Origin of the sequence: Actinoplanes sp. NBC_00393, assembly GCF_036053395.1 — a bacterium.
Classification (GTDB): Bacteria; Actinomycetota; Actinomycetes; order Mycobacteriales; family Micromonosporaceae; genus Actinoplanes.
In genome coordinates this window covers 1,083,584-1,102,673 of record NZ_CP107942.1, presented here as the reverse complement: position 1 = coordinate 1,102,673, position 19,090 = coordinate 1,083,584, and the positions used below count along the sequence as shown (strand labels likewise).

14 protein-coding genes and 1 pseudogene are annotated in these 19,090 nt (G+C 72.3%); 10 read left to right on the top strand and 5 right to left on the bottom strand.

The features are described 5' to 3' along the window. The first annotated feature begins 19 nt into the window (after positions 1-19). Both OHA21_RS04880 and OHA21_RS04875 read left to right on the top strand, forming a co-directional pair. On the top strand, positions 20-2,323 hold the full coding sequence (locus OHA21_RS04880; protein ID WP_328470567.1) for an excinuclease ABC subunit UvrA: 2,304 nt from the start codon (positions 20-22) through the stop codon (positions 2,321-2,323). A gap of 426 nt (positions 2,324-2,749) precedes the next feature. Next, positions 2,750-3,840, top strand: a pseudogene (locus OHA21_RS04875) (TIGR03619 family F420-dependent LLM class oxidoreductase). A gap of 4 nt (positions 3,841-3,844) precedes the next feature. Here OHA21_RS04875 and OHA21_RS04870 read toward each other — a convergent pair. Beyond that, positions 3,845-4,930 carry a serine hydrolase domain-containing protein gene (locus OHA21_RS04870; RefSeq protein ID WP_328470565.1) on the bottom strand — a complete coding sequence of 362 codons (1,086 nt, stop codon included), beginning with the start codon at positions 4,928-4,930 and terminating at the stop codon, positions 3,845-3,847. Between the two features lie 131 nt (positions 4,931-5,061). On the opposite strand from OHA21_RS04870, the gene OHA21_RS04865 reads away from it, so the two are divergent. Further along, complete coding sequence (locus OHA21_RS04865) at positions 5,062-7,314, top strand: putative bifunctional diguanylate cyclase/phosphodiesterase (RefSeq protein WP_328470563.1); 2,253 nt, start codon at positions 5,062-5,064, stop codon at positions 7,312-7,314. Here the strand turns inward: OHA21_RS04865 and OHA21_RS04860 are convergent. Further along, the gene (locus tag OHA21_RS04860; RefSeq protein WP_328470561.1) at positions 7,274-8,194 is read right to left on the bottom strand and encodes a TetR/AcrR family transcriptional regulator C-terminal domain-containing protein; all 921 of its coding nucleotides are present in this window, start codon (positions 8,192-8,194) and stop codon (positions 7,274-7,276) included. The genes OHA21_RS04865 and OHA21_RS04860 overlap by 41 nt on opposite strands. 103 nt (positions 8,195-8,297) lie before the next feature. On the opposite strand from OHA21_RS04860, the gene OHA21_RS04855 reads away from it, so the two are divergent. Continuing rightward, the gene (locus OHA21_RS04855; protein ID WP_328470559.1) at positions 8,298-9,047 is read left to right on the top strand and encodes an ABC transporter ATP-binding protein; all 750 of its coding nucleotides are present in this window, start codon (positions 8,298-8,300) and stop codon (positions 9,045-9,047) included. Beyond that, complete coding sequence (locus OHA21_RS04850; protein ID WP_328470557.1) at positions 9,044-10,363, top strand: FtsX-like permease family protein; 1,320 nt, start codon at positions 9,044-9,046, stop codon at positions 10,361-10,363. Before OHA21_RS04855 ends, OHA21_RS04850 begins: the two co-directional genes overlap by 4 nt. 4 nt (positions 10,364-10,367) lie before the next feature. Here OHA21_RS04850 and OHA21_RS04845 read toward each other — a convergent pair whose 3' ends face one another. Genes OHA21_RS04845 through OHA21_RS04835 form a run of 3 tightly spaced genes read right to left on the bottom strand, consistent with a single transcriptional unit; the run spans position 10,368 to position 13,506 of the window. Next, positions 10,368-11,693, bottom strand: coding sequence for a sensor domain-containing phosphodiesterase (locus OHA21_RS04845; RefSeq protein ID WP_328470555.1), 1,326 nt, complete (start codon positions 11,691-11,693; stop codon positions 10,368-10,370). Between the two features lie 23 nt (positions 11,694-11,716). Then, entirely contained in the window at positions 11,717-12,640 is a 924-nt protein-coding gene (locus OHA21_RS04840) for a sensor histidine kinase (RefSeq protein ID WP_328470553.1), read from the bottom strand. Next, positions 12,637-13,506: an MEDS domain-containing protein gene (locus OHA21_RS04835; RefSeq protein ID WP_328470551.1), complete on the bottom strand. Its 870-nt coding sequence runs from the start codon at positions 13,504-13,506 to the stop codon at positions 12,637-12,639. Before OHA21_RS04835 ends, OHA21_RS04840 begins: the two co-directional genes overlap by 4 nt. A gap of 81 nt (positions 13,507-13,587) precedes the next feature. On the opposite strand from OHA21_RS04835, the gene OHA21_RS04830 reads away from it, so the two are divergent. The 5 genes from OHA21_RS04830 to OHA21_RS04810 all read left to right on the top strand — a co-directional run bounded on the left by OHA21_RS04830 (position 13,588) and on the right by OHA21_RS04810 (position 19,063). Continuing rightward, positions 13,588-15,315 carry a methyl-accepting chemotaxis protein gene (locus tag OHA21_RS04830; RefSeq protein ID WP_328470549.1) on the top strand — a complete coding sequence of 576 codons (1,728 nt, stop codon included), beginning with the start codon at positions 13,588-13,590 and terminating at the stop codon, positions 15,313-15,315. A 40-nt stretch (positions 15,316-15,355) separates the two neighbouring features. Continuing rightward, the gene (locus OHA21_RS04825) at positions 15,356-16,621 is read left to right on the top strand and encodes a glycosyltransferase family 39 protein (protein WP_328470547.1); all 1,266 of its coding nucleotides are present in this window, start codon (positions 15,356-15,358) and stop codon (positions 16,619-16,621) included. Between the two features lie 55 nt (positions 16,622-16,676). Beyond that, positions 16,677-17,234, top strand: coding sequence for a hypothetical protein (locus OHA21_RS04820; RefSeq protein WP_328470545.1), 558 nt, complete (start codon positions 16,677-16,679; stop codon positions 17,232-17,234). 90 nt (positions 17,235-17,324) lie between these two features. After that, on the top strand, positions 17,325-18,281 hold the full coding sequence (locus OHA21_RS04815) for an ABC transporter ATP-binding protein (RefSeq protein WP_328470543.1): 957 nt from the start codon (positions 17,325-17,327) through the stop codon (positions 18,279-18,281). Further along, on the top strand, positions 18,278-19,063 hold the full coding sequence (locus OHA21_RS04810) for an ABC transporter permease (protein WP_328470541.1): 786 nt from the start codon (positions 18,278-18,280) through the stop codon (positions 19,061-19,063). The genes OHA21_RS04815 and OHA21_RS04810 overlap by 4 nt, the downstream gene beginning before the upstream one ends. Positions 19,064-19,090: the final 27 nt, after the last annotated feature.

Sequence of the window (19,090 nt, the reverse complement as noted above, 5' to 3'; positions counted from 1 at the left end):
TGCTCGTAGCGTCGGGCCCATGGCTGACCAACAGCGCATGATCCGCATCCGGCAGGCCCGCACCAACAACCTGAAAGCGCTCGACCTGGACGTGCCACGCGGGCAACTCGTCGTGTTCGCCGGAGTGTCCGGGTCCGGCAAGTCGTCGCTGGTGTTCGACACCATCGCGGCCGAGGCGAGCCGGCAGCTCACCGAGACGTTCCCGCCGTTCACCCGCAACCGGCTGCCGAAGTGGCCGAAACCGGACGTGACCCGGATCGACGGTCTGTCCCCGGTCGTGGTGATCGATCAGCGGCGGCTCGGCGGCAACGCGCGGTCGACCATCGGTACGGTCACGGACGCGTGGACGTACCTTCGGCTGCTCTTCTCCCGGCTCAGCACCCCGCACGTCGGCGAATCCAACCGGTTCTCGTTCAACGACCCGGCCGGCATGTGCCCGGCCTGCTCCGGGCTCGGCGAGCGCGTCGTCACCGACCTGGACCGGGTCCTCGACCTGGACCGGTCGCTGCGCGACGGCGCGATCCGGCTGCCCGGCTTCGGCGACGGCGGCTACTGGTACTCCCTCGTCGCCGACCTGGGCACCTTCGACGAGGACACCCCGCTGCGCGACTGGACGCCGGAGCAGCGCTCGGCCCTGCTTTTCAGCGGCGAAGCGTACGAGGGGATCGTCGACCGTTTCGAACGGATCTACCTGCGCACCGCCGACGACCTGTCCGATCGCAAACGGTCAGTGCTGGCCCAGTTCACCCGGTCGCAGGAGTGCCCGGACTGCCACGGCGACCGGCTGAACCCGGCCGCCCGCAGCGCCACCGTGTCCGGCCACACCATCGGCGAGCTGGCCCGCATGGAGATCACCGAACTGGCCGACCTGGTCGCCACGATCCGCGAGCCGAGCGCGCAGCCGGTGGTCGCCGCCCTGCACGAGCGCCTGACGGCGATGGTCACGATCGGCCTCGGCTATCTGCACCTCGGCCGGGGCACCGCCACGTTGTCCGGCGGCGAGTCGCAGCGAGTCAAGACAGTCAAGCATCTGGGCAGCAGCCTGATCGAAATGCTGTACGTGTTCGACGAGCCGACCGCCGGCCTGCACCCGGCCGACGTCTCGGCGATGACCACGCTGCTCGCCCGCCTACGCGACGCCGGCAACACCGTCCTCGTCGTCGAACACGACCCGGCCGTCATGGCCGCCGCCGACCAGATCATCGAGATCGGCCCCGGCGCCGGCGAGCACGGCGGCACCCTGATCTTCCAGGGCACGTTCCCCGAGCTCCGCCGCGCCGGCACACCCACCGGCGTCGCCCTCACCCAGCAGCCCTCCCCAAACGGCCACCGCCTCTCCCCCGCTTCCCCGGCAGCCCCCAGCGCAACCTCGCCACCCACCAGCGCAACCTCGCCACCCACCAGCGCGACCTCGCCATCCACCAGCGCAACCTCGCCACCCACCAGCGCGGCCTTGTCGGTCACCGGTGCCACCCGCAATAACCTGCGGAACCTGAGTGTCGATCTGCCGGCCGGGGTGCTGACCGTGCTCACCGGGGTGGCCGGCTCCGGCAAGTCCAGCCTGGCCGCCGAACTCGTCGCCCAACACGACGCCGTGCTGATCGACCAGCGCCCGGTCAGCACGAACAGCCGGTCCACGCCGATCACCTACACCGGTATCGCCGCCGCGGTCCGCAAACTGTTCGCCCGCCACACCGGCATGCCGGCCGCCCTGTTCAGCCCGAACTCAGCCGGCGCCTGCCCGGCCTGCGCCGGCCGCGGCGTGATCCGCACCGACCTGGCGTTCCTGGCCGACCAGGAGACGATCTGCGAGGTGTGCGAGGGCCGCCGGTTCACCCCGGAGTTGCTGAGCCACCGGGTCGACGGCCTGTCCATCGCCGACGTCGACGAGATCACCATCACCGAGGCCGTCCACCGGCTCCCCGACCCCGCCATCGCCCGCGCGCTGGAACATCTCGACGCCATCGGCCTCGGCTACCTACGCCTCGGCCAGCGAATGAACACCCTCTCCGGCGGCGAGGCCCAACGCGTCAAGATCGCCAGGGAGCTGCGGGAGGCAGACGGCCCAGCCCTGTACGTTTTGGACGAACCCACCACCGGCCTGCACCTGCACGACGTCGACATCCTGCTGACCGCCCTCGATCACCTGCTGGCCGCCGGCCACACAGTCGTAGTCATCGAACACCACCTGCAGGTCATCCGCCACGCCGACTGGCTGATCGACCTCGGCCCCGGCCCCGGCCGTCACGGCGGCCAGATCCTGTACGCAGGCCCCGTCGCCGACATCCCCGACACCCCCACCGGCCGAGCCCTGCGCACATAATCCCGCCCCCCGACGGCGAAACACGCCTGACCGGCGGCCCGCCCCACGAGCCGCCCAGCAGACGCCTCACAAACGCCCTGAAACCTCCCTGTCGGGCGGCCCGCGATCGCGAGCCGCCCAGCAGACGCCTCACAAAGGCCCGGAAACACGCCTGACCGGCGGCCGGTGATCGCCAGCCGCCCGACACGCGCCCTTCGAAGGCCTGGAAACACGCCTCACCGGCGGCTGGTGCTCGCGAGCCGCCCGGCAGGCACGTTTCGGGGCCCAGAAACACGCCTGACCGGCGGCTGGTGCTCGCGAGCCGCCCGGCAGGCACGTTTCGGGGGCCCGAAAACACGCCTGACCGGCGGCTCGTGCTCGCGAGCCGCCCGGCAGGCACGTTTCGGGGCCGGGAAACCTGCCTGACCGGCGGCTCGCGAAAGTGAGGTGTCTGGGACGCGCGTGAGCGGGAGGGGTGAGAGCGACCCCGTGCTTAAGCCCGGCGGGGGCGCTGGGGCCTGGGGGCGTGCCCAGGCCCCTGGGGAAAGCGAGAGCCGTTCGTCATGCGTACCCCTAAAGGTCTGTCGTTCGTGGAAGTGTGACGCGCATGGTGAAACTCGGCGTGAGCCTTCCGCAGTTCCAGCACTACACGCCCGGCAAGGATGTGGTGACCGCGGCGCGGGCCCTGGAGGAGATCGGGTTCGACAGTCTGGGGCGTTCGAGCGGGTGCTTGTGCCCGAGGATCAGAGTGGGGCGCACGGTCTGTATGGCGTGCCCGGCCTGCCCTGGCCGGACGTGTACCGCGGGGTCACCGACGCGCTGGTCACGCTGTCGATGGCGGCGGCGGTGACCGAGCGGATCGAGCTGGGCACGGGGGTGCTGGTGGTGCCGCTGCACCTGCCGTTGCGGCTGGCGCGGCAGCTTGCGACGCTGGACTCGGCGAGTGGGGCCGGGTGATCGCCGGGCTGGGGTCGGGCTGGTCGCCGGATGAGTTCGGGGCCGGCACGCCGGTGCCGCTCAGTGAGCGGGGGCGGGCGCTGGACGAGTTCCTGGACATCGCGGCTGAGACGTGGGGGCCGAACCCGGTCAGTTTCAAGACCCGGCGGTATCAGGTGGCGGCCGCGGACATCGGGCCGAAGCCGGCCCGGCGGATTCCGGTGCTGTTGGCCGGGAGTACGGAGAAGGCGCTGCGACGGGTGGCGCGGCGGGCCGACGGGTGGCTGCCGACCGCGGTTCCGCCGGCCGGGGTGGGTGCGATGCTCGGCCGGATCCGTGAGCTGGCCGAGGAGGCCGGGCGTGACCCGCAGGAGATCGGCTGCACGGTGCAGATCGGCACCGGCGATCTGACCGAGTCGAGTGAGCAGCCGCGGACGCCGTACACCGGAAGCGTCGCGCAGCTGGTGGAAGACGTGGCGGCGCTGGCCGAGGTGGGTGTCGACCACGTCTACGTGACGCTTCCGGCGGCGGTGCGTGATGTGCGGGAGCTGATCGACCGGGCGGCCGAGTTGCATGCGGGAGTGCGGGCCGCGGGCCTGTAACGGGCTAGCGGCAGAACACCTCGTCTAGGAAGGCATCGACGGCGTCGTCCGGGTCGGCGGTGAAGTTCGGCGTGAGCGCCACCGTCACCTGGCGGCGCCGGTCCGCGGTCCCGTATGACCAGGACTGGTAGGTCAGGGCGTCGCCGTCGTGGCCGTAGACCTCGATGCCGCAGGTGGTGACACGGGTGGCCAGACCGAGCCCCTGCCGCATCTCGGTGAGCAGCGAAGCGGGAAGCGAAGCTGGAAGCAAAGCGGGGAGCGAAGCGGGGAGCGAAGCGGGGAGCAAAGCGGGCATCAGGCGCCCGCCGAGCAGCGCGTCGAAGAACCGGCGGAGGTCGCTCGTCGTGGAGATGAGTTCGCCGGCCGCGCCGAACAGTGACGGGTTCATCTCGGTGAAGTCGACGAGACCCTGCGGACCCGGCACATAGCCGCGCGGATGCGGTCCGGGGATCCACGGCGAGGTCCCCGGCATCGAGGTGCCGCGCAGGCGCAGCGGCCGGATGATCCGGCGCTCGATCTCGGCGCCGGGCGAGCGGCCGGTCACCTTCTCGACCACCTGGCCGAGCAGCAGGTAGCCGGTGTTCGAGTACCGGGGCCCGGTGAACGGCTGGGTCAGCGCCAGACGGATCTGTTCGGTGGCGGTCCAGGTCCGCCACCGGTTGGCGAAGAACTCCGGGGACGGCGGCTTGGCCAGCACGGGCAGCACGTCGGGCACCCCGCTGGTGTGGTTGAGCAGCTGCCGCAGGCTGATCCGGTCGCCGCCGGGAACCGTGCCGGGCAGCCACTTCTCGATCGGATCGTCGACGCGCAGCCGGCCCTCGGCGGCGAGTTGCAGCACGACGGTGGCCAGGAAGGTCTTGGTGATGCTGCCGGCCCGGAACCGGCCGTCGACCGGGACCGGCCGGGTACTGCCGAGCGCCGCGACACCGCTCGTGCCGCGCCAGGTGCCGTGTTCGCCGCGGATCTCCGCCAGCACGCTGACCGCGCCGGCCGCCGCCACCCGGTCCAGCCCCTGCTGGTATCCGCCGCGCGGTGCGGCGACCGCCGCGGCCGGCGCGACCAGCACCGCCAGCACGGTTGCCGTAATCATCAGAGTTTTTCTCATAGGTCGAGCCAACCGCTTACCGTCGGGTGTGGACATCCGGGAACGCCCTGGCCGTGGTCGGGGTTCACCCCTGGGAGAACCTCAGATCATTCGCCGGCACGCCGATCGAGACTCTGATGACGAAGCAGAGTTCCCGCAGCGCACTGGTGGTCTCCACCGGTCTCGGCCTGTTCGCGGTGCTCGTCTTCGCGCTCAACCTGACCGCACTGCGGGGACCGCTGTTCCTGTTGTGGCTGGCCGGGCCGCTGTCCACGATCGTTCCGGTGGTCGTGGCGCTGCGCATCTCGTGTACGCCGTCGTTCCCCCTGCCGACCCGCAGGTTCTGGCGGCACCTGGCCACGGTCGCCGCCCTCGCCGGGCTCGGTTCGGCCCTCAACGCGTGGGACGTCCTCGGCACCGGCGCCGCGGCCCAGAACATGTCGGCACCGACCGTCGCCGTCTTCAGCGCCGCCGTGCTCACCCTGCTGTGGGGTCTGTTCCGGCTTCCGCTGGGGGTTTCCGGGCGGGGCGAACTGCTCCGGATCGGTCTCGACGCGGGCACCGTGCTGCTGGCCGCGGCGGTCTTCATGTGGCAGTTCCAGACCCGGCCGATGCTCGAGGCCACCGGTTACCAGGCCGCCTCGGTGATCGCCGCCAGTTTCACCCTGGTGCTGGAGTTGGTCACCGTCTTCGCGATCGTCAAGGTCGCGCTGGCCGGGCAGGCCTACCTGGCGCCGCGCGCGCTGCACCTGTTCGCGGCCGGCATGTTCGGCGGCGTGCTGAGCGGCTTCCTCCAGCAGTTCATCGTCGACCAGCCGCATCTGAGCCTCACCCAGATCTCGATCCCGCTCGTCATGATCTGCGCGACGGCGGCGGCCGAGGCACAGCGGCGCAGCGGAGTCCGGGCCCCCTCCCGGCAGAGCGCCGGCCGGTCGTTCAGCGTCTTCCCGTACCTGGCGGTGGCCGCGGTGGACGCCCTGCTGCTGGCGGTCGCGTGGCCGCACGAGGACCAGCGGATCGTGGTCGTCGCCGCGGTCGCGCTGACCGGGCTGGTGGTGTGGCGGCAGATCACCGCGTTCCGGGAGAACACCGAACTGGTGGCCCGGCTGGACCACAGCTCGACGCACGACCCGCTCACCGGCCTGCCGAACCGCGCGCTGTTCAACGACCGGCTCGCCGCGGCCCTGCCCGGCCGGGTCAGCGTCGCCCTGATCGACCTCGACGACTTCAAGACGGTGAACGACACCCTGGGTCACGGCGCCGGGGACGTCCTGCTGACCACGGTGGCCGAGCGGCTCAGCGGGTGCGTACGGGCCGGGGACACGGTGGCCCGGCTCGGCGGCGATGAGTTCGTCGTGCTGCTCGCCGGCCTGGACGCCGCGGAAGCAGAGCTGTCGGCGCAGCGGATGATCGCCGCGCTGGCCGAGCCGGTCATCGCCGACGGGCACGATCTGCTGGTCCGGGCCAGCATCGGCCTGGCCACCAGCGGTGCCGGCGACGACGCCGGGGAGCTGCTGCGCCGGGCGGACATCGCGATGTACGCCGCCAAGCACGGCGGCGGCAGCGACGTGCAGAGCTACACCAGCGGCATGGCCGGGGCGGTCGCCGACACCGCCGCGCTCGGCGCCCAGCTGCGCCAGGCCATCACCGGCGGGCAGCTGCGCCTGGCCTACCAGCCGATCGTCGCGCTCGACGGCAGCCGGCTGGACGGCGTGGAGGCGCTGGTCCGCTGGCAGCACCCGGACCGCGGGGTGATCCCGCCGGCCGAGTTCATCCCGGTGGCCGAGCGGACCGGGTTGATCGTGCCGCTCGGTGACTGGGTGCTGCGGACCGCTTGTGCGCAGCTCGCGGCCTGGACCGCTGAGCTCGGCCCGCTCGCGCCGGCGATGATGAACGTGAACGTGTCGGCCCGGCAGCTGTCCGACGCCGGGTTCGTGGACCGGGTGGTGCAGATCCTGGCCGCCACGGGAGTGCCGGCGCACCGGCTGACCCTGGAGATCACCGAGAGCACGGCGGTCGCGCTGGGTGAGGCGGCCGGGCGGCTCGCGGAACTGCGCGGGATCGGCGTACGCATCTCGCTCGACGACTTCGGCACCGGCCAGTCGACCCTGACCCTGCTCCACGAGCTCGCCGTCGACCAGCTGAAACTCGACCGCTCGTTCGTCCAGGACGACGCCGGACGTCCCGGCCTGAACATGCCGGCCGCCGTCTTCGCGCTGGCCGGCGCCGCCGGGCTGGAGATCGTGGCGGAGGGTGTGGAGACGCCGGAGCAGGCCGAACGGCTGGAACGGCTCGGCTACCGGTGGGCGCAGGGCTTCCACTTCGCCCGGCCGATGCCCGCCGACGACATCACCGGACTGGTGACGCGCCTGTCCGCCCCGGCTGCCTGAGCAGCGGCTCCAGCCCGTCCAGGAGGCGCTGCAGGCCGAACTCCAGCAGCGTGTCCAGGTCGAACGAGTGGTCGCCGGAGGCGATGAAGCGGGCGATCATCGGCAGCTCGCCGGAGGCCAGCACGGCCGCGAGCCGGGCCTGCTGACTCTCCAGCCACTCGGCCTCGCTCAGCCCCGACTCCTGCTCGGCCTGGGCCTCGCCCTCCAGGTTGACCGCCGTGCCGCGTACGTAGTTCGCGACCATCACCGCAGCCGTGAACTGGGTGCTCGGGTCGAGCCCGTGCCCGTCGAGGGCCCACATCATGTATTCGGTGTGCGCCATCGCGTGCGGGGCCAGCATCGGCCGGGTGAACGAGATGGCCTCGGCGAGCCAGGTGTGCCGCCGGTACATCGACCACTGCAACCGGGCGAGCCCCTCCAGGCAGGCCCGCCAGCCGTGCACCGCGGGCACCAGCAGCGGTGGCGGGTGTTCGGCCATGACCCGGTCCATCATCAGCAGGACCAGTTCCTCCTTGTCCGCCACGTGCCGGTAGAGCGACATCGTCGGAATGCCCAGTGACCCGGCGAGCCGGCGCATGGAGAGGCCGGGCAGTCCCTCGGCGTCGGCGATCTGCACGGCTGCCAGCACCACCCGTTCCCGGTCCGGCGTGGCCGGGGCCGAGCCGGCGCCGTGGCTGACCACCGTGCCGGAGCCGGGAACGGCCTGGACCAGGCCCTGCTCCCGCAGAGCGGCGATGACCTTCGACGCGGTGGCCATGGCGACGCCGTGGTCCGCCACGATCTGCCGGGTCGACGGGATCCGGTCGCCCGGCGCCAGCTCGCCGGAGACGATCCGGTCGGCGATCTCCGCAGCGATCCGCCGGTGTGCCGGCTGCTCCATGACGACCTCCTGGCTGCACTAGTGCGCTGAGCCTAGTGCACTACGACCAATGGGGGTGCTAGCCCTACCGACACCAAGTGTAGTGCGCTCGTACGGTGTACTCATGAATGAGGCCGTGCGATTGGAAACGCTGTACAAGACCTACGACGGCGGAGTGACCGCCCTGGATGGCGTCACCGCCTCCTTCGCCGCGGGCAGCTTCACCGCGGTGATGGGACCCTCCGGATCCGGCAAGAGCACCCTGCTGCACTGCGCCGCCGGGCTGGACCGCCCCACCGGCGGGCGGGTGTTCATCGGCGGCACCGAGCTGACCGCCACCACCGACACCGCGATGACGAAGTTCCGGCGCGACCGGGTCGGCTTCGTCTTCCAGGACTACAACCTGCTCCCCTCCCTCACCGTCGAGCAGAACGTGCTGCTCCCCCAGCGGCTGGCCGGGCGCCGGGCGGACCGCCGACGGGCCCGGGAGGTGCTCACCGGCCTGGGTCTGGGCGACCGGCTGCACGAGCACCCGGAGCGGCTCTCCGGCGGGCAGCGGCAGCGGGTCGCGGTGGCCCGTGCGCTGGTCACCGAGCCGGCAGTGGTCTTCGCCGACGAGCCGACCGGCGCGCTGGACCTGCGCAGCGCCCGGGAGGTGCTGCACCTGCTGCGGGCGGCGGTGCACGAGCACGGGCGTACCGTGGTCATGGTCACGCATGATCCGGTCGCGGCGGCGTACGCGGACTCCGTGCTCTTCCTCGCCGACGGCCGCCTGGCCGGCGCGCTCAGCGCGCCCACCGCGGACGCCGTGGCCGAACGCCTCGCCCACCTCGGTGACCTGGTCGCCACCCGCCCGTCCGGAGCGGTCGCATGATCGCCGTCGCGCTGCGCAACCTGCGCCACCGTCCCGGCGGTTTCATCGCCACCTTCCTGTCCGCGTTCCTGGGCGCGACGCTGCTGATGGCGTTCGCGTCGCTGATCGACACCGCCGCGGACGCCGATGCGGCCAGCAGCGAATCCCTGACCACCACCGCGGGCGTGGCCGGCGGCTGGTGCCTGATCATCGTGGCGTTCGCGGTCACCTCGACGCTGAGCCTGGCGGTCCGCCGGCGCGCCGAACAGATCGCCCTGCTGCGCCGCGTCGGCGCGACCGGGCCGCAGCTGCGCCGCATGATCGTCGGAGAGGCCGCGGTGGTCGCCGTCGTCGCGTCGGCGGTCGCGGTGCCGGCCGGGGCCTTGCTCGGCGGCGCGCTGGTCGAGTTGCTGCAGAACACCGGCCAGGTCGCGGAGCAGGTCGACGCCGTCTTCGGCCCGGTGGCGCTGGCCATGGGCTTCGGCGTCACGCTGCTCGGGTCGATCGCCGCCGGGATCGCGACGGCCCGGCGTACCGCGGCCCCGGCCGGCGCCAAACCGGCCCGGCCGCGCCTGCGCCGCATCGCCGCCGGGTTCTTCCTGCTGGTCGGCGCGAACTGCGCGACCCTGACCGCGACGTTGATGGACGGCAAGGGCGTGGACGCCATGCAGACCGCCGGCCAGGCCGGCATCTGGGCGTCGATCGGGCTGGCGCTGCTGGCGCCCGAGCTGCTGCGGCTGGTCACCGCGGTGCTGGGCCCACCGGTACGCATGCTCGGCGGCGTGGCCGGCGAACTGGCCGTCCTCGGCGTGCACTCACGGATCCGGCAGCTGGCCGGGGCGGTGATGCCGGTGCTGCTGTTCGCCGGGATCGCGACCGGAACCGTCTACATGCAGCGCATCGAGGACGACGCGTCCGCCGGCCAGGTCGTGCCCGACTACGCGCAGGACATCAAGACGCTGAACTACGTGGTGGTCGGCATGATCACCCTGTTCGTGGCGGTCATGCTGGTCAACATGCTGATCGCGGCGACTGCGGGGCGGCGGCGCGAGTTCGCTCAGCACCGGCTGGCCGGCGCCACCCGGGGGCAGCTCACCGCGATGGTGTCCCTCGAGGTCGTGCTGGTCACCGTGACCGGGGTGCTCGGCGGCACAGTGGCCGCGCTGTTCACCGTCCTGCCGTTCGGTTCGGCGCGGGCCGGCAGCCTCTGGCCGGATCTGACGCCCGGCGCGTACGCCCTGATCGTGACGGCGGCCGCGATCCTGACCACGGCGGCCATGGTCGGGACCGCCCGCCGGACCGTGCGCGGCCCGGCGACCGCGGCGCTGCGGGCCTGAGGCGTCAGTGCGGCGCGGCCGCCAGCTCGGGCGCCCAGGCCCGGGGGTCCTCGTCGGGACGCGCGAAGTGGTAGCCCTGAGCGAGGCGGACACCCGCCTCGGTCAGGGCTGCCACTTCTTCGGCCCGTTCCACGCCCTCGGCCACCACGGTCATGCCGAGCGACGCGGCGAAGGTGGCCATCGCGGTGAGCAGCGCCCGGCGAGCCGGGTCGGTGTCGGCGTGATCCACGATGCCGCGGTCCAGCTTGATGATGTCCGGGCTCAGCCGCAGGATGTGCTGCATCGACGCGTACCCCGCGCCGGCGTCGTCGACCGCGAGCCGGCAGCCGGCCGGCCGGATCTGCCGGACCACCTCGGCCAGCGCCGCGTAGTCGTCGACCACGGCGTGCTCGGTGACCTCGACGACCACCCGCGCCGCGTCCGGGCCCAGGCTGTCGAGCAACGCGGCGAACCGGTCGTCGAGCATGGTGGCCGGCGCCACGTTCAGCGACAGGTAGGCGCCGTCCGGCAGCTCGGGCAGCGCGCGGCAGGCGGCAGCGAGGGCGTGCAACTCGAGCGCCGGCCCCAGACCCAGCTCCCAGGCCTCGTCGAACCACACGTCCGGCGCCCGGTACGGCTCCGCGGTGAACCGGGACAGCGCCTCCACCCCGACCAGCTGCCCGGTGCCGACGTCCACGATCGGCTGGAACACGATGCGCAACCCGTCCGGGTCGCTGAGGGCCGCCTCGATCCGGGCCCGGCCGGCCTCGCGCCGCTCCCGGCACTCCCGCTCGGCGGTGACGTCGGTGCTGAAACCGTGGTACGCCGTGACTCGCCCCCGCTGATCCCGGACCGGAGTCACACTGCTGCGCAGGTACCGCGCGGTGCCGTCGAAGTGCTCGTAACGCACCGGCTCGGGCGCGAACAGCTCCGCCAGATCCCGCCCCACCATCGCGGCCGGCGCATAACCCAGCAGCTCCTCGACGGCCGCGCTGGAATAGGTCACCCGCAGATTCTCATCGGTCTGCCACACCCAGCCGGGCACGCTGTCCACGGTGTTGCGGAACGCGTCCACCGCGGCCTCGGCGGTCCGCCGCAACCGCCGGTACAGCCCGATCAGCCGGACCAGCACGATCGCCAGCAGCGGCAGCCAGCACGCCGCGGCCACCGCGAGCCACTCGTCGGCCTCGACGGACTCGCCGGTCACGACGACGTCCTCCCACTCCCAGACCGCGGAGGTCAGGGTGAGCAGGAAGCTGACGCTGAGAATCACGATGGCGGCCACCACGAGCCGCCGGGTGGCGGGCACCTCGACGCTGTCCGGAGCGTCGCGTCCCCGAGAAGAATTCACCTGCCACAGGATAGCTCGGGGTCTCAGCGTCCCATCTGCAGGCGGATGCTGGTGCCGCCCGGGCGGGTGTGGATGCGTACCAGGTCACAGAGCAGATTGGCGAGCAGCAGCCCGCGACCGCCCTCGGTATGTGTGTCCGGCGGCACTCGCCCGGCCAGCACGTCGGACAGGTGACCGTGATCGTCGACCTGGCAGACCACGGCGTCCTCGACCCAGAACGAGACCACGCCTCCGGCCGCGGTGTGCAGGATGGTGTTCTCCACCAGCTCGTTGACCGCGGCCACCAGATCGTCGGTCCGCTCGGCGGGCAGACCGGCCCGGGCGGCGCGCTCGGTGACGAACCGGCGGATCCGGGCCAGGTCGCGCACCTCGGCGAAGGACACGGCGGCGGCGCGCTGCGGCACCTCGGGCAGCGGGCGGTTGAACCGGGCGGCGGTGGTGAGCGGGTCGGCGTACCAGGGGCTGGGCCGGCGGCCGCCGCCGGCGATCATCACCGGGTGGGTGCGCCAGGCGTCGTGCAGCCTGGTCCGGTCCAGGCGCGCGGCGTCGTACGGGCAGAGGATCGCCGCGTCCCGCCCGGCGAACACCGAGTTGATCAGCGCCTCGTGGGCGGCGCAGGCCGGGTACTCGACCTCGGAACGGCCCGGCCAGATCGGCTCGCCGATGATCGACACCCGGCGGCCGGCGTGCGCCGCGGCGAACTTCAGCAGCACGCCGGGGATGATCCGGCCCGGATTCCGGCCGGCCACGGTCATGTCGGCGAAGGAGACCTCGGCGGCCAGGTCGGCCAGGCTGTCGCGCAACGGCCCGAGGTTGGCGCCGGGCACCGCCACCAGCACGGCGTCACCGGCGGCGACCGCGGCGCGGACGAACGAGGTCGTGCCGCGCAGGTACTCACCGAGATCGTGGTACAGCAGGCCGGGGTGGTCGAAGACTGCTGAGCTCATGCTGTCGGCTCCACGGTCAGCCCGGCCACCGCCCCGGCGCCGTTGAAGGCCAGCAGCCGCTGCATCGTCGCGGAGCAGCCGACCACCCGCAGCCGGTGCGACTCGGCCACCGCGATGCGCAGCAGGATCCGCATCGCGGCGGAGTCGGCGAACCGCAACCCGGACAGGTCCACGGTGAGCGGCCCGCCGGGATCCGGGGTGTCCTCGAAGAGGTTCTCCAGGACGGCCTGCAGCGCGTGCCGGTTCGACAGGTCGGCGTCGCCGGTCAGGCGCAGGCCCGGCGGGTCGATGGTCCGGACCGCCCGCAGGGCCGGTTCGGCCGACGGAGCGGTGTCGCGGTCCACGGTGGCGGGGTGCGACCAGCAGATCCGCTGCAGGGCGGTCTCGGTGAACACCCGCCGGTCGTACAGGCAGATCGCCATCGCGTCGCCGTCGGCGAAGACCCGGTTCACGTGCGCCTCGTACCAGGGCAGCCGCTCGGCGCCGGGCACCGGCCGGGCCGCCCAGGACATGTCGCCGATCGCCCGCAGCCCCCGGAAGCCGTCGGCCCGGGCCTGCGCGGACTCGGCCCGCCAGCCGGCCATCGTCGCCTCCGGGTCGAAGGAGCCGCCGGACAGGTACGACTCCTCGGGCGTCGCCATCCGCAACTGCCCGCGGTCGAGGGCAGGCCGCACGTCCAGGCCCCGCGCGGCGAGACCGGTGGTCAGCTCGCCGGGCGCCGGGCCGAAGTAGAGGATGCGGTCGTCCTCGCGCAGCCCGGCGCCGATGTAGGCGGCCAGGCTGTCCAGCCGACCGGCATCGTCGTCGACCAGCACGCAGGCGTGGTCGCCCAGCCGGAGGCGGTCGAGGACCGCGGTAGTTGCCACGGGGCAAGTATTACGCCGCGCTGTCAGCCACGCCACACCGGTAGAACTCAGACACATGCCGGCACCGCCGATCTCACCCATATGCGACTGGCAATACGGCGAATCTGGCCGATCATCGGTGCCCTCGTCGCCTGCGCTCTCGGGTTCCTGCTGCTGCGGCAGGTGGCCACCGGCGCGTTCGACGACCTGGAAGCCCGGCAGGTGGCGCAGGACGCCGACCGGATCCGGATCGGGCTGGACGGGCAGGCCCGCCTGCTGACCGCGTTCGGCGTGACAAACAGCATCTGGGACGACACCCACCTCGACGTGGCCCGCAGCGACCGGGAGGCCTTCGCCGAGGACTTCCCACCGGCGACCCAGCACGAGGCGAACGACCTGGACGGCATCCTCGGTGTCGGCCCGGACGGGACGCTGCGCGTCGGCGGCCTGACCACCGGCGCCGACGAGTTCACCGCGCCGCCCGCCGAGCTGGCCGATCCGGCCCTGCTCAAGCGCCTGTTCGACGCGGGCGCGCCGGCCGGCACGGCGGTCTGCGGCGTGCTCTCGGCCGGCGGCGGATACCTGTTCTGCGGGCTCGGCGCGTTCCCCAGCAGCGGCGAGGGCGAGCCGTCCGGCGGCCTGGTCCTGCTCAAGCAACTCTCCGCCGAGCGGCTCGGCGGACTCGGCGCCGACCTCGGTCTGAGCATCACCTCGGTCGGCGCGATCCGTCCCGGCGCGAGCGCCCAGCCCGCCCTGACCAGCCTGGTCGGCACCGTCGACGTGCACACCGCGGTGCTCGGCGACGACCGGATCGCGGTGGACGCCGGCATCGAAACGGTCGACGGCTCGACGCTCACCCTGGAGGCGGTCCAGCCGCGCCCGATGTACCAGGCCGCGACCAGCACCGCGCAGCGCCTGTTCGCCCTGATGGCGGCCGCCACGATCCTGCTGGTCCTGCTGATGCGCTGGTCCACCCGGCGGGCGCTGCGCAACCGGGTCCGGCCGCTGCGGCACACCACCGAGCAGATCATCGCGTCCGGTGACCACACCCTGCGGATCAACGCCACCGGCACGGACGACATCGCGGCCCTCGGCAAGGCCGTCGACTCGATGCTCGACAAGATCAGCCGGAACGAGGAACTGCTGCGCACCGAACAGGAGCAGCGCCAGGAGGAGCTGCGGCGGGCGCACGAGGAACAGAGCGCGGCCCAGCAGGCCGCCCAGACGGCCGCACAGGAGCTGGTCAGCAGCACGTCCAGCATGGTGAGCGACCAACTGGGCGGGGTCTCCGAGCGGGCCGGCACGGTCGGCGCGGCGGCAGCACGCATCGAGAAGCAGGTCGAGGACGTACGCGCAGCAGCCGGCCGCCTGCTCTCCAGCAACTCCGCGGCCGGTGAGGCGGTCGGCACACTCCACACCAGCCTGCGCAAGGTCGACGAGGTGGCCCGGTTCATCGGCGGGCTCGCCAAGCAGACCAACCTGCTCGCCCTCAACGCCACCATCGAGGCGGCCCGGGCCGGCGCCGCCGGAGTCGGCTTCGCCGTGGTCGCCGACGAGGTGAAGACCCTCGCCTCGACCACCGCCGAGTCCACCGAGACGATCACCGCCACCCTGGGCGAACTCAACGAGCACATCGAGGCGGTCGTGGCGATCATGGCGGCGATGACCGCGGCGATCAACGACATCGATGCGACGACCGCGCACGCCCAGACGATGACCGCCGAACAGGCCGGCACGCTGACCGCGCTCGACGACGAGGTGTCCGCGGCCATCGAACGACTCGGCGACCTGGCGGCGACGACCGCGCGCGGGGCGGGCGCGATGCGGTAGCGTGCCGCAGCCAGCACCTGTTCTGCAAAAGGGGATTCCGTTGTCCCGCGTCGCCCTCACACCCACGAACGAAGCGGCGCCGGAGACCCCGGACCAGCACGACGGACGGTTCTCCCGGCTCCGTGTCGCGGCCCGCCAGGCGGCCCCGGCAATCGGCCTGTACCTGCTGCTGCGCACGATCAGCCTGCAGGTCATGGCCGTGCTGGCGGCGCACGCGCACGTCCGGGCGCCGGGCAAGAACGTCTATCCGGACGGCACCATCAACAACCAGTGGCGCAGCTTCACCTCGGCCATGGACGCGCTGGTCTCCTGGGACGCCAAGTGGTATTCGAAGATCGCCGAGCAGGGCCTCGGCGGTCCGCTCGGCGCGGTCGACGCCGACGGTGTGCCGTACCAGCTGCGCCTGATGTTCTTCCCGCTCTACCCGTGGCTGGCCCGGCCGCTGACGTACCTCGGCTTCTCCGGCGTCACGGCGTGCCTGATCGTCTCCTTCATCTCCGCGGTCGCCGCCGCCTGGGCCCTGTACGCGATCGGCCGCCACGTGCACAGCCACCGGGTCGGGGTCATGTTCGCCGCGGTCTGGGCGCTCGCCCCGGCCGCCATGACACAGAACGGCGCATTCTCCGAGTCGCTGTTCACCGCGCTGGCGGCCTGGGCGCTGTACGCCGTACTGAAAGAACGCTGGGTGCTGGCCGGTCTGCTCGCCGGACTGAGCGGACTCAGCCGGCCCACCGCCGCCGCCCTGATCGGCACCGTCGGCCTGGCCGCTTTGATCGCCGCCGGCCGCCGCCGCGGCGGCTGGCGGCCGTATGCCGCGATGCTGCTCGCGCCGGCCGGCCTGCTCGGCTACATCGCGTATGCCTCCAGCAGGCTCGGCGGCGTCTCGAAATACTTCGAGACCCACAGCAACACGTTCGGCGCCTGGTGGGACTACGGCGAGTCCACCTGGGAGGTCATCAAGGACATCATGATGGGTACGGGTGACGACAACGCCACCAAGCCGATCCGGATCCTGTCCGTCCTGATCCTGGGCCTGTTCATCATCCTGCTCCTACTGCTGGCCCGCCGCGGCCCGTGGCCGCTGACCGTCTACGCCCTGGTGACGCTGATCCTGGCGACCGGCTCGCACGCCCACATGTCGATGATGGGCCGCCACCTGCTGCCCGCGTTCCCGGTCCTGCTGGTCCCGGCGATCGTGCTGGCCCGCGCGAAGAACAGCGAGCTGATCGTCGTCCTGGGCGGCCTGGCCCTGCTCTCCGGCTGGTACGGGGGTTGGCTCCCGTTCATCTCCGGCCAGGCCATCTGACCTGGCATCGATGAATTACGCTGCCGCCCGTGAAGCCGATCATCGGGCGCCGCGGGTGAGAAGCCGTCGCGTCAGTTCCCGCAGCGTCGTCCTGACCGCCGCCTTCCTCGCCCTGGCCGCGGGCGGTGCCGCCGCCTGCGACACCGCCGACCCCGCGCAGGAGTGGGAGTCGCCGGACTACAACTACGAGCCCGCCGTGGCCGAGCCGATGATCGTGCCCAGCACAACCGCGCCGGCCTCGACCGCACCGGCCCCCTCCGCGCCGGCCTCTTCCGCGCCGGCCTCTTCCGCGCCGGCCAACCGGGCGAAACCGGCGACTGTGCCGCCGGTCGCCGAAGAGGTCTTCTACTGCGCCGACGAGGAAGGCGAGATCGTCGAGGAGTACAACTGCGCCGAAGACGACGGCTGGGGCTACTACTATCTCTGGCACTCCCCCACCTACCCGCGGACCCTCACTCCCGGCGACTACCTGGACGGCGGCGACTACTTCCCCGCCTCCGACGCGGACGGCCGCCGCGCCTTCAAACTTCCCGCGGCCGGCCCGATCCCCAACGGGACCATCAAGACCGGCGTCGTAGGCACCACCGTCAGCGGCACCTCCGGCGGCAGCTGACATTTGTCATGGCCGGGCCGTGCGATCACGCATGACAACCGGTGTGTGACGGCACTGCCGGGTGGGCGTTGCGTCGAACATGCTCAATGCATGACATCGACAGCGACATCAGCGGCCGTGGAGGTCAGCGAGGTGCGGCGCCGCTACGGTGGGGCCGATGGGTTCGAGGCGGTGCGCGGCGTCTCCTTCGACGTGCGGCGCGGTGAGCTTTTCGCCCTGCTCGGCACGAACGGCGCCGGGAAGACCTCCACGATGGAACTCGTCGCCGGGTTCAGCCGGCCGCACGCCGGCGAGGTCCGGGTGCTCGGCCACGACCCGCACCGGGAGCGGCCGGCGGTTCGGCCCCGGCTGGGCATCATGCTGCAGGAGGGCGGTTTCCCGCCCGACCTGACGGTCGCGGAGACGGCGGCCATGTGGGCCGGCACGCTCAGCAACCCGCGCCCGGCCGCCGAGGCCCTCGAGCTGGTCGATCTGAGCAACCGCGCGGGCGTACGCGTGAGGCAGCTCTCCGGTGGCGAACGCCGCCGTCTCGACCTCGCGCTGGCCGTGCTCGGCCGGCCCGCGGTGCTGTTGCTGGACGAGCCGACCACCGGCCTGGACCCGGAGAGCCGCCGCAACGCCTGGCGGATGATCCGCAACCTGCTCGCCGACGGCGTGACCGTGCTGCTCACCACGCACTACCTGCAGGAGGCGCAGGAGCTCGCCGACCGGCTGGCGATCATGCACGAGGGCGTCGTGGTGGCAGCCGGCACGCCCACCGAGATCGTCGCCGGCCATCCGGCGCGGATCAGCTTCCGGCTGCCGTTCGACCTGAGCCCGGACGCGTTGCCGCAGCTGCCCGGCGCCCGCCCGCAGGAGGACGCGGCCGAGCCGGGCCGCCCGCTGACCATCCGCACCGACGCCCTGCAGGACACCCTCACCGAGCTGCTGACCTGGGCACGCCGGCACGAGATCGAGCTGGCCGGCCTGGAGGCCAGGCCGGCCTCGCTCGAGGAAGCGTTCCTCGCGGTCGCCGATCACGACAACCCCTTGGGAGTACGGGCATGAGCACGATCCGCCTCAACCGGTTCCGTTCGGTCAGCACCGCCGAGCTGCGGCTGTTCGGCCGTAACCGCAGCGCCCTGTTCAGCGCGCTCGCCATCCCGCTGATCCTGGCCGCGGCGATGTCCGGCGCCGGCGTGGACGAGAGCGGGGTGTCCGCGGCCGCGATGGCCGTCACCTCGCTGCTCGGGTACGTGCTGCTCGCCGCGGTCTACTACAACCTGGTCACCACCTATGTGTCGCGGCGCGAGGAGCTGGTGCTGAAGCGGCTGCGGGCCGGCGAGCTGTCCGACAACGAGATCCTGACCGGCATCGCCACCCCGATGGTCGTGGTCGCGCTCGCCCAGATGGTGGTGTTCGTCGTTGCCGGGGCGTTCCTGTTCGGGCTGCCCGTACCCGTCAATGTCTTCCTGTTGGTGGCCGGCGCCCTCGGCGGCGTGATCGTGTTCGTGCTGCTCGCCGCGATGTCCACCGGGTTCACCCGGACCACGGAGTCGGCGCAGGTGACGACGTTGCCGGTGATGCTGGCCTGCCTGATCGGCTCGATGATCTACTCGGCGCTGGACGACGCGCCGGCCGTGGTGGTCGCGGTGCTGCGGGCGCTCCCGCTCACCCCGGTCGTCGACCTGATGCGCCTGGGCTGGCTGGGCACCACGGGTGAGGCCGCGCCGGCCGATTTCACCGGGGTGCTGAACGAGGCGCTGGTGCCGGCAGCGATCCTGGTGGCATGGATCGTCATCGGTGTGCTGGCGGTCCGGCGGCGGTTCCGCTGGGAGCCGCGGCGCTAGCCTCGACCCTCGCATGATCGAGCGCGA

Excerpts from the sequence above, each read along its gene's own strand:
- OHA21_RS04840 (WP_328470553.1), bottom strand. The coding sequence starts at position 12,640 with ATGAGCTCAGCAGTCTTCGACCACCCCGGCCTGCTGTACCACGATCTC.
- OHA21_RS04865 (WP_328470563.1), top strand. The coding sequence starts at position 5,062 with ATGACGAAGCAGAGTTCCCGCAGCGCACTGGTGGTCTCCACCGGTCTC.
- OHA21_RS04815 (WP_328470543.1), top strand. The coding sequence starts at position 17,325 with ATGACATCGACAGCGACATCAGCGGCCGTGGAGGTCAGCGAGGTGCGG.
- OHA21_RS04850 (WP_328470557.1), top strand. The coding sequence starts at position 9,044 with ATGATCGCCGTCGCGCTGCGCAACCTGCGCCACCGTCCCGGCGGTTTC.
- OHA21_RS04880 (WP_328470567.1), top strand. The coding sequence starts at position 20 with ATGGCTGACCAACAGCGCATGATCCGCATCCGGCAGGCCCGCACCAAC.
- OHA21_RS04870 (WP_328470565.1), bottom strand. The coding sequence starts at position 4,930 with ATGATTACGGCAACCGTGCTGGCGGTGCTGGTCGCGCCGGCCGCGGCG.
- OHA21_RS04810 (WP_328470541.1), top strand. The coding sequence starts at position 18,278 with ATGAGCACGATCCGCCTCAACCGGTTCCGTTCGGTCAGCACCGCCGAG.
- OHA21_RS04830 (WP_328470549.1), top strand. The coding sequence starts at position 13,588 with ATGCGACTGGCAATACGGCGAATCTGGCCGATCATCGGTGCCCTCGTC.
- OHA21_RS04860 (WP_328470561.1), bottom strand. The coding sequence starts at position 8,194 with ATGGAGCAGCCGGCACACCGGCGGATCGCTGCGGAGATCGCCGACCGG.
- OHA21_RS04855 (WP_328470559.1), top strand. The coding sequence starts at position 8,298 with ATGAATGAGGCCGTGCGATTGGAAACGCTGTACAAGACCTACGACGGC.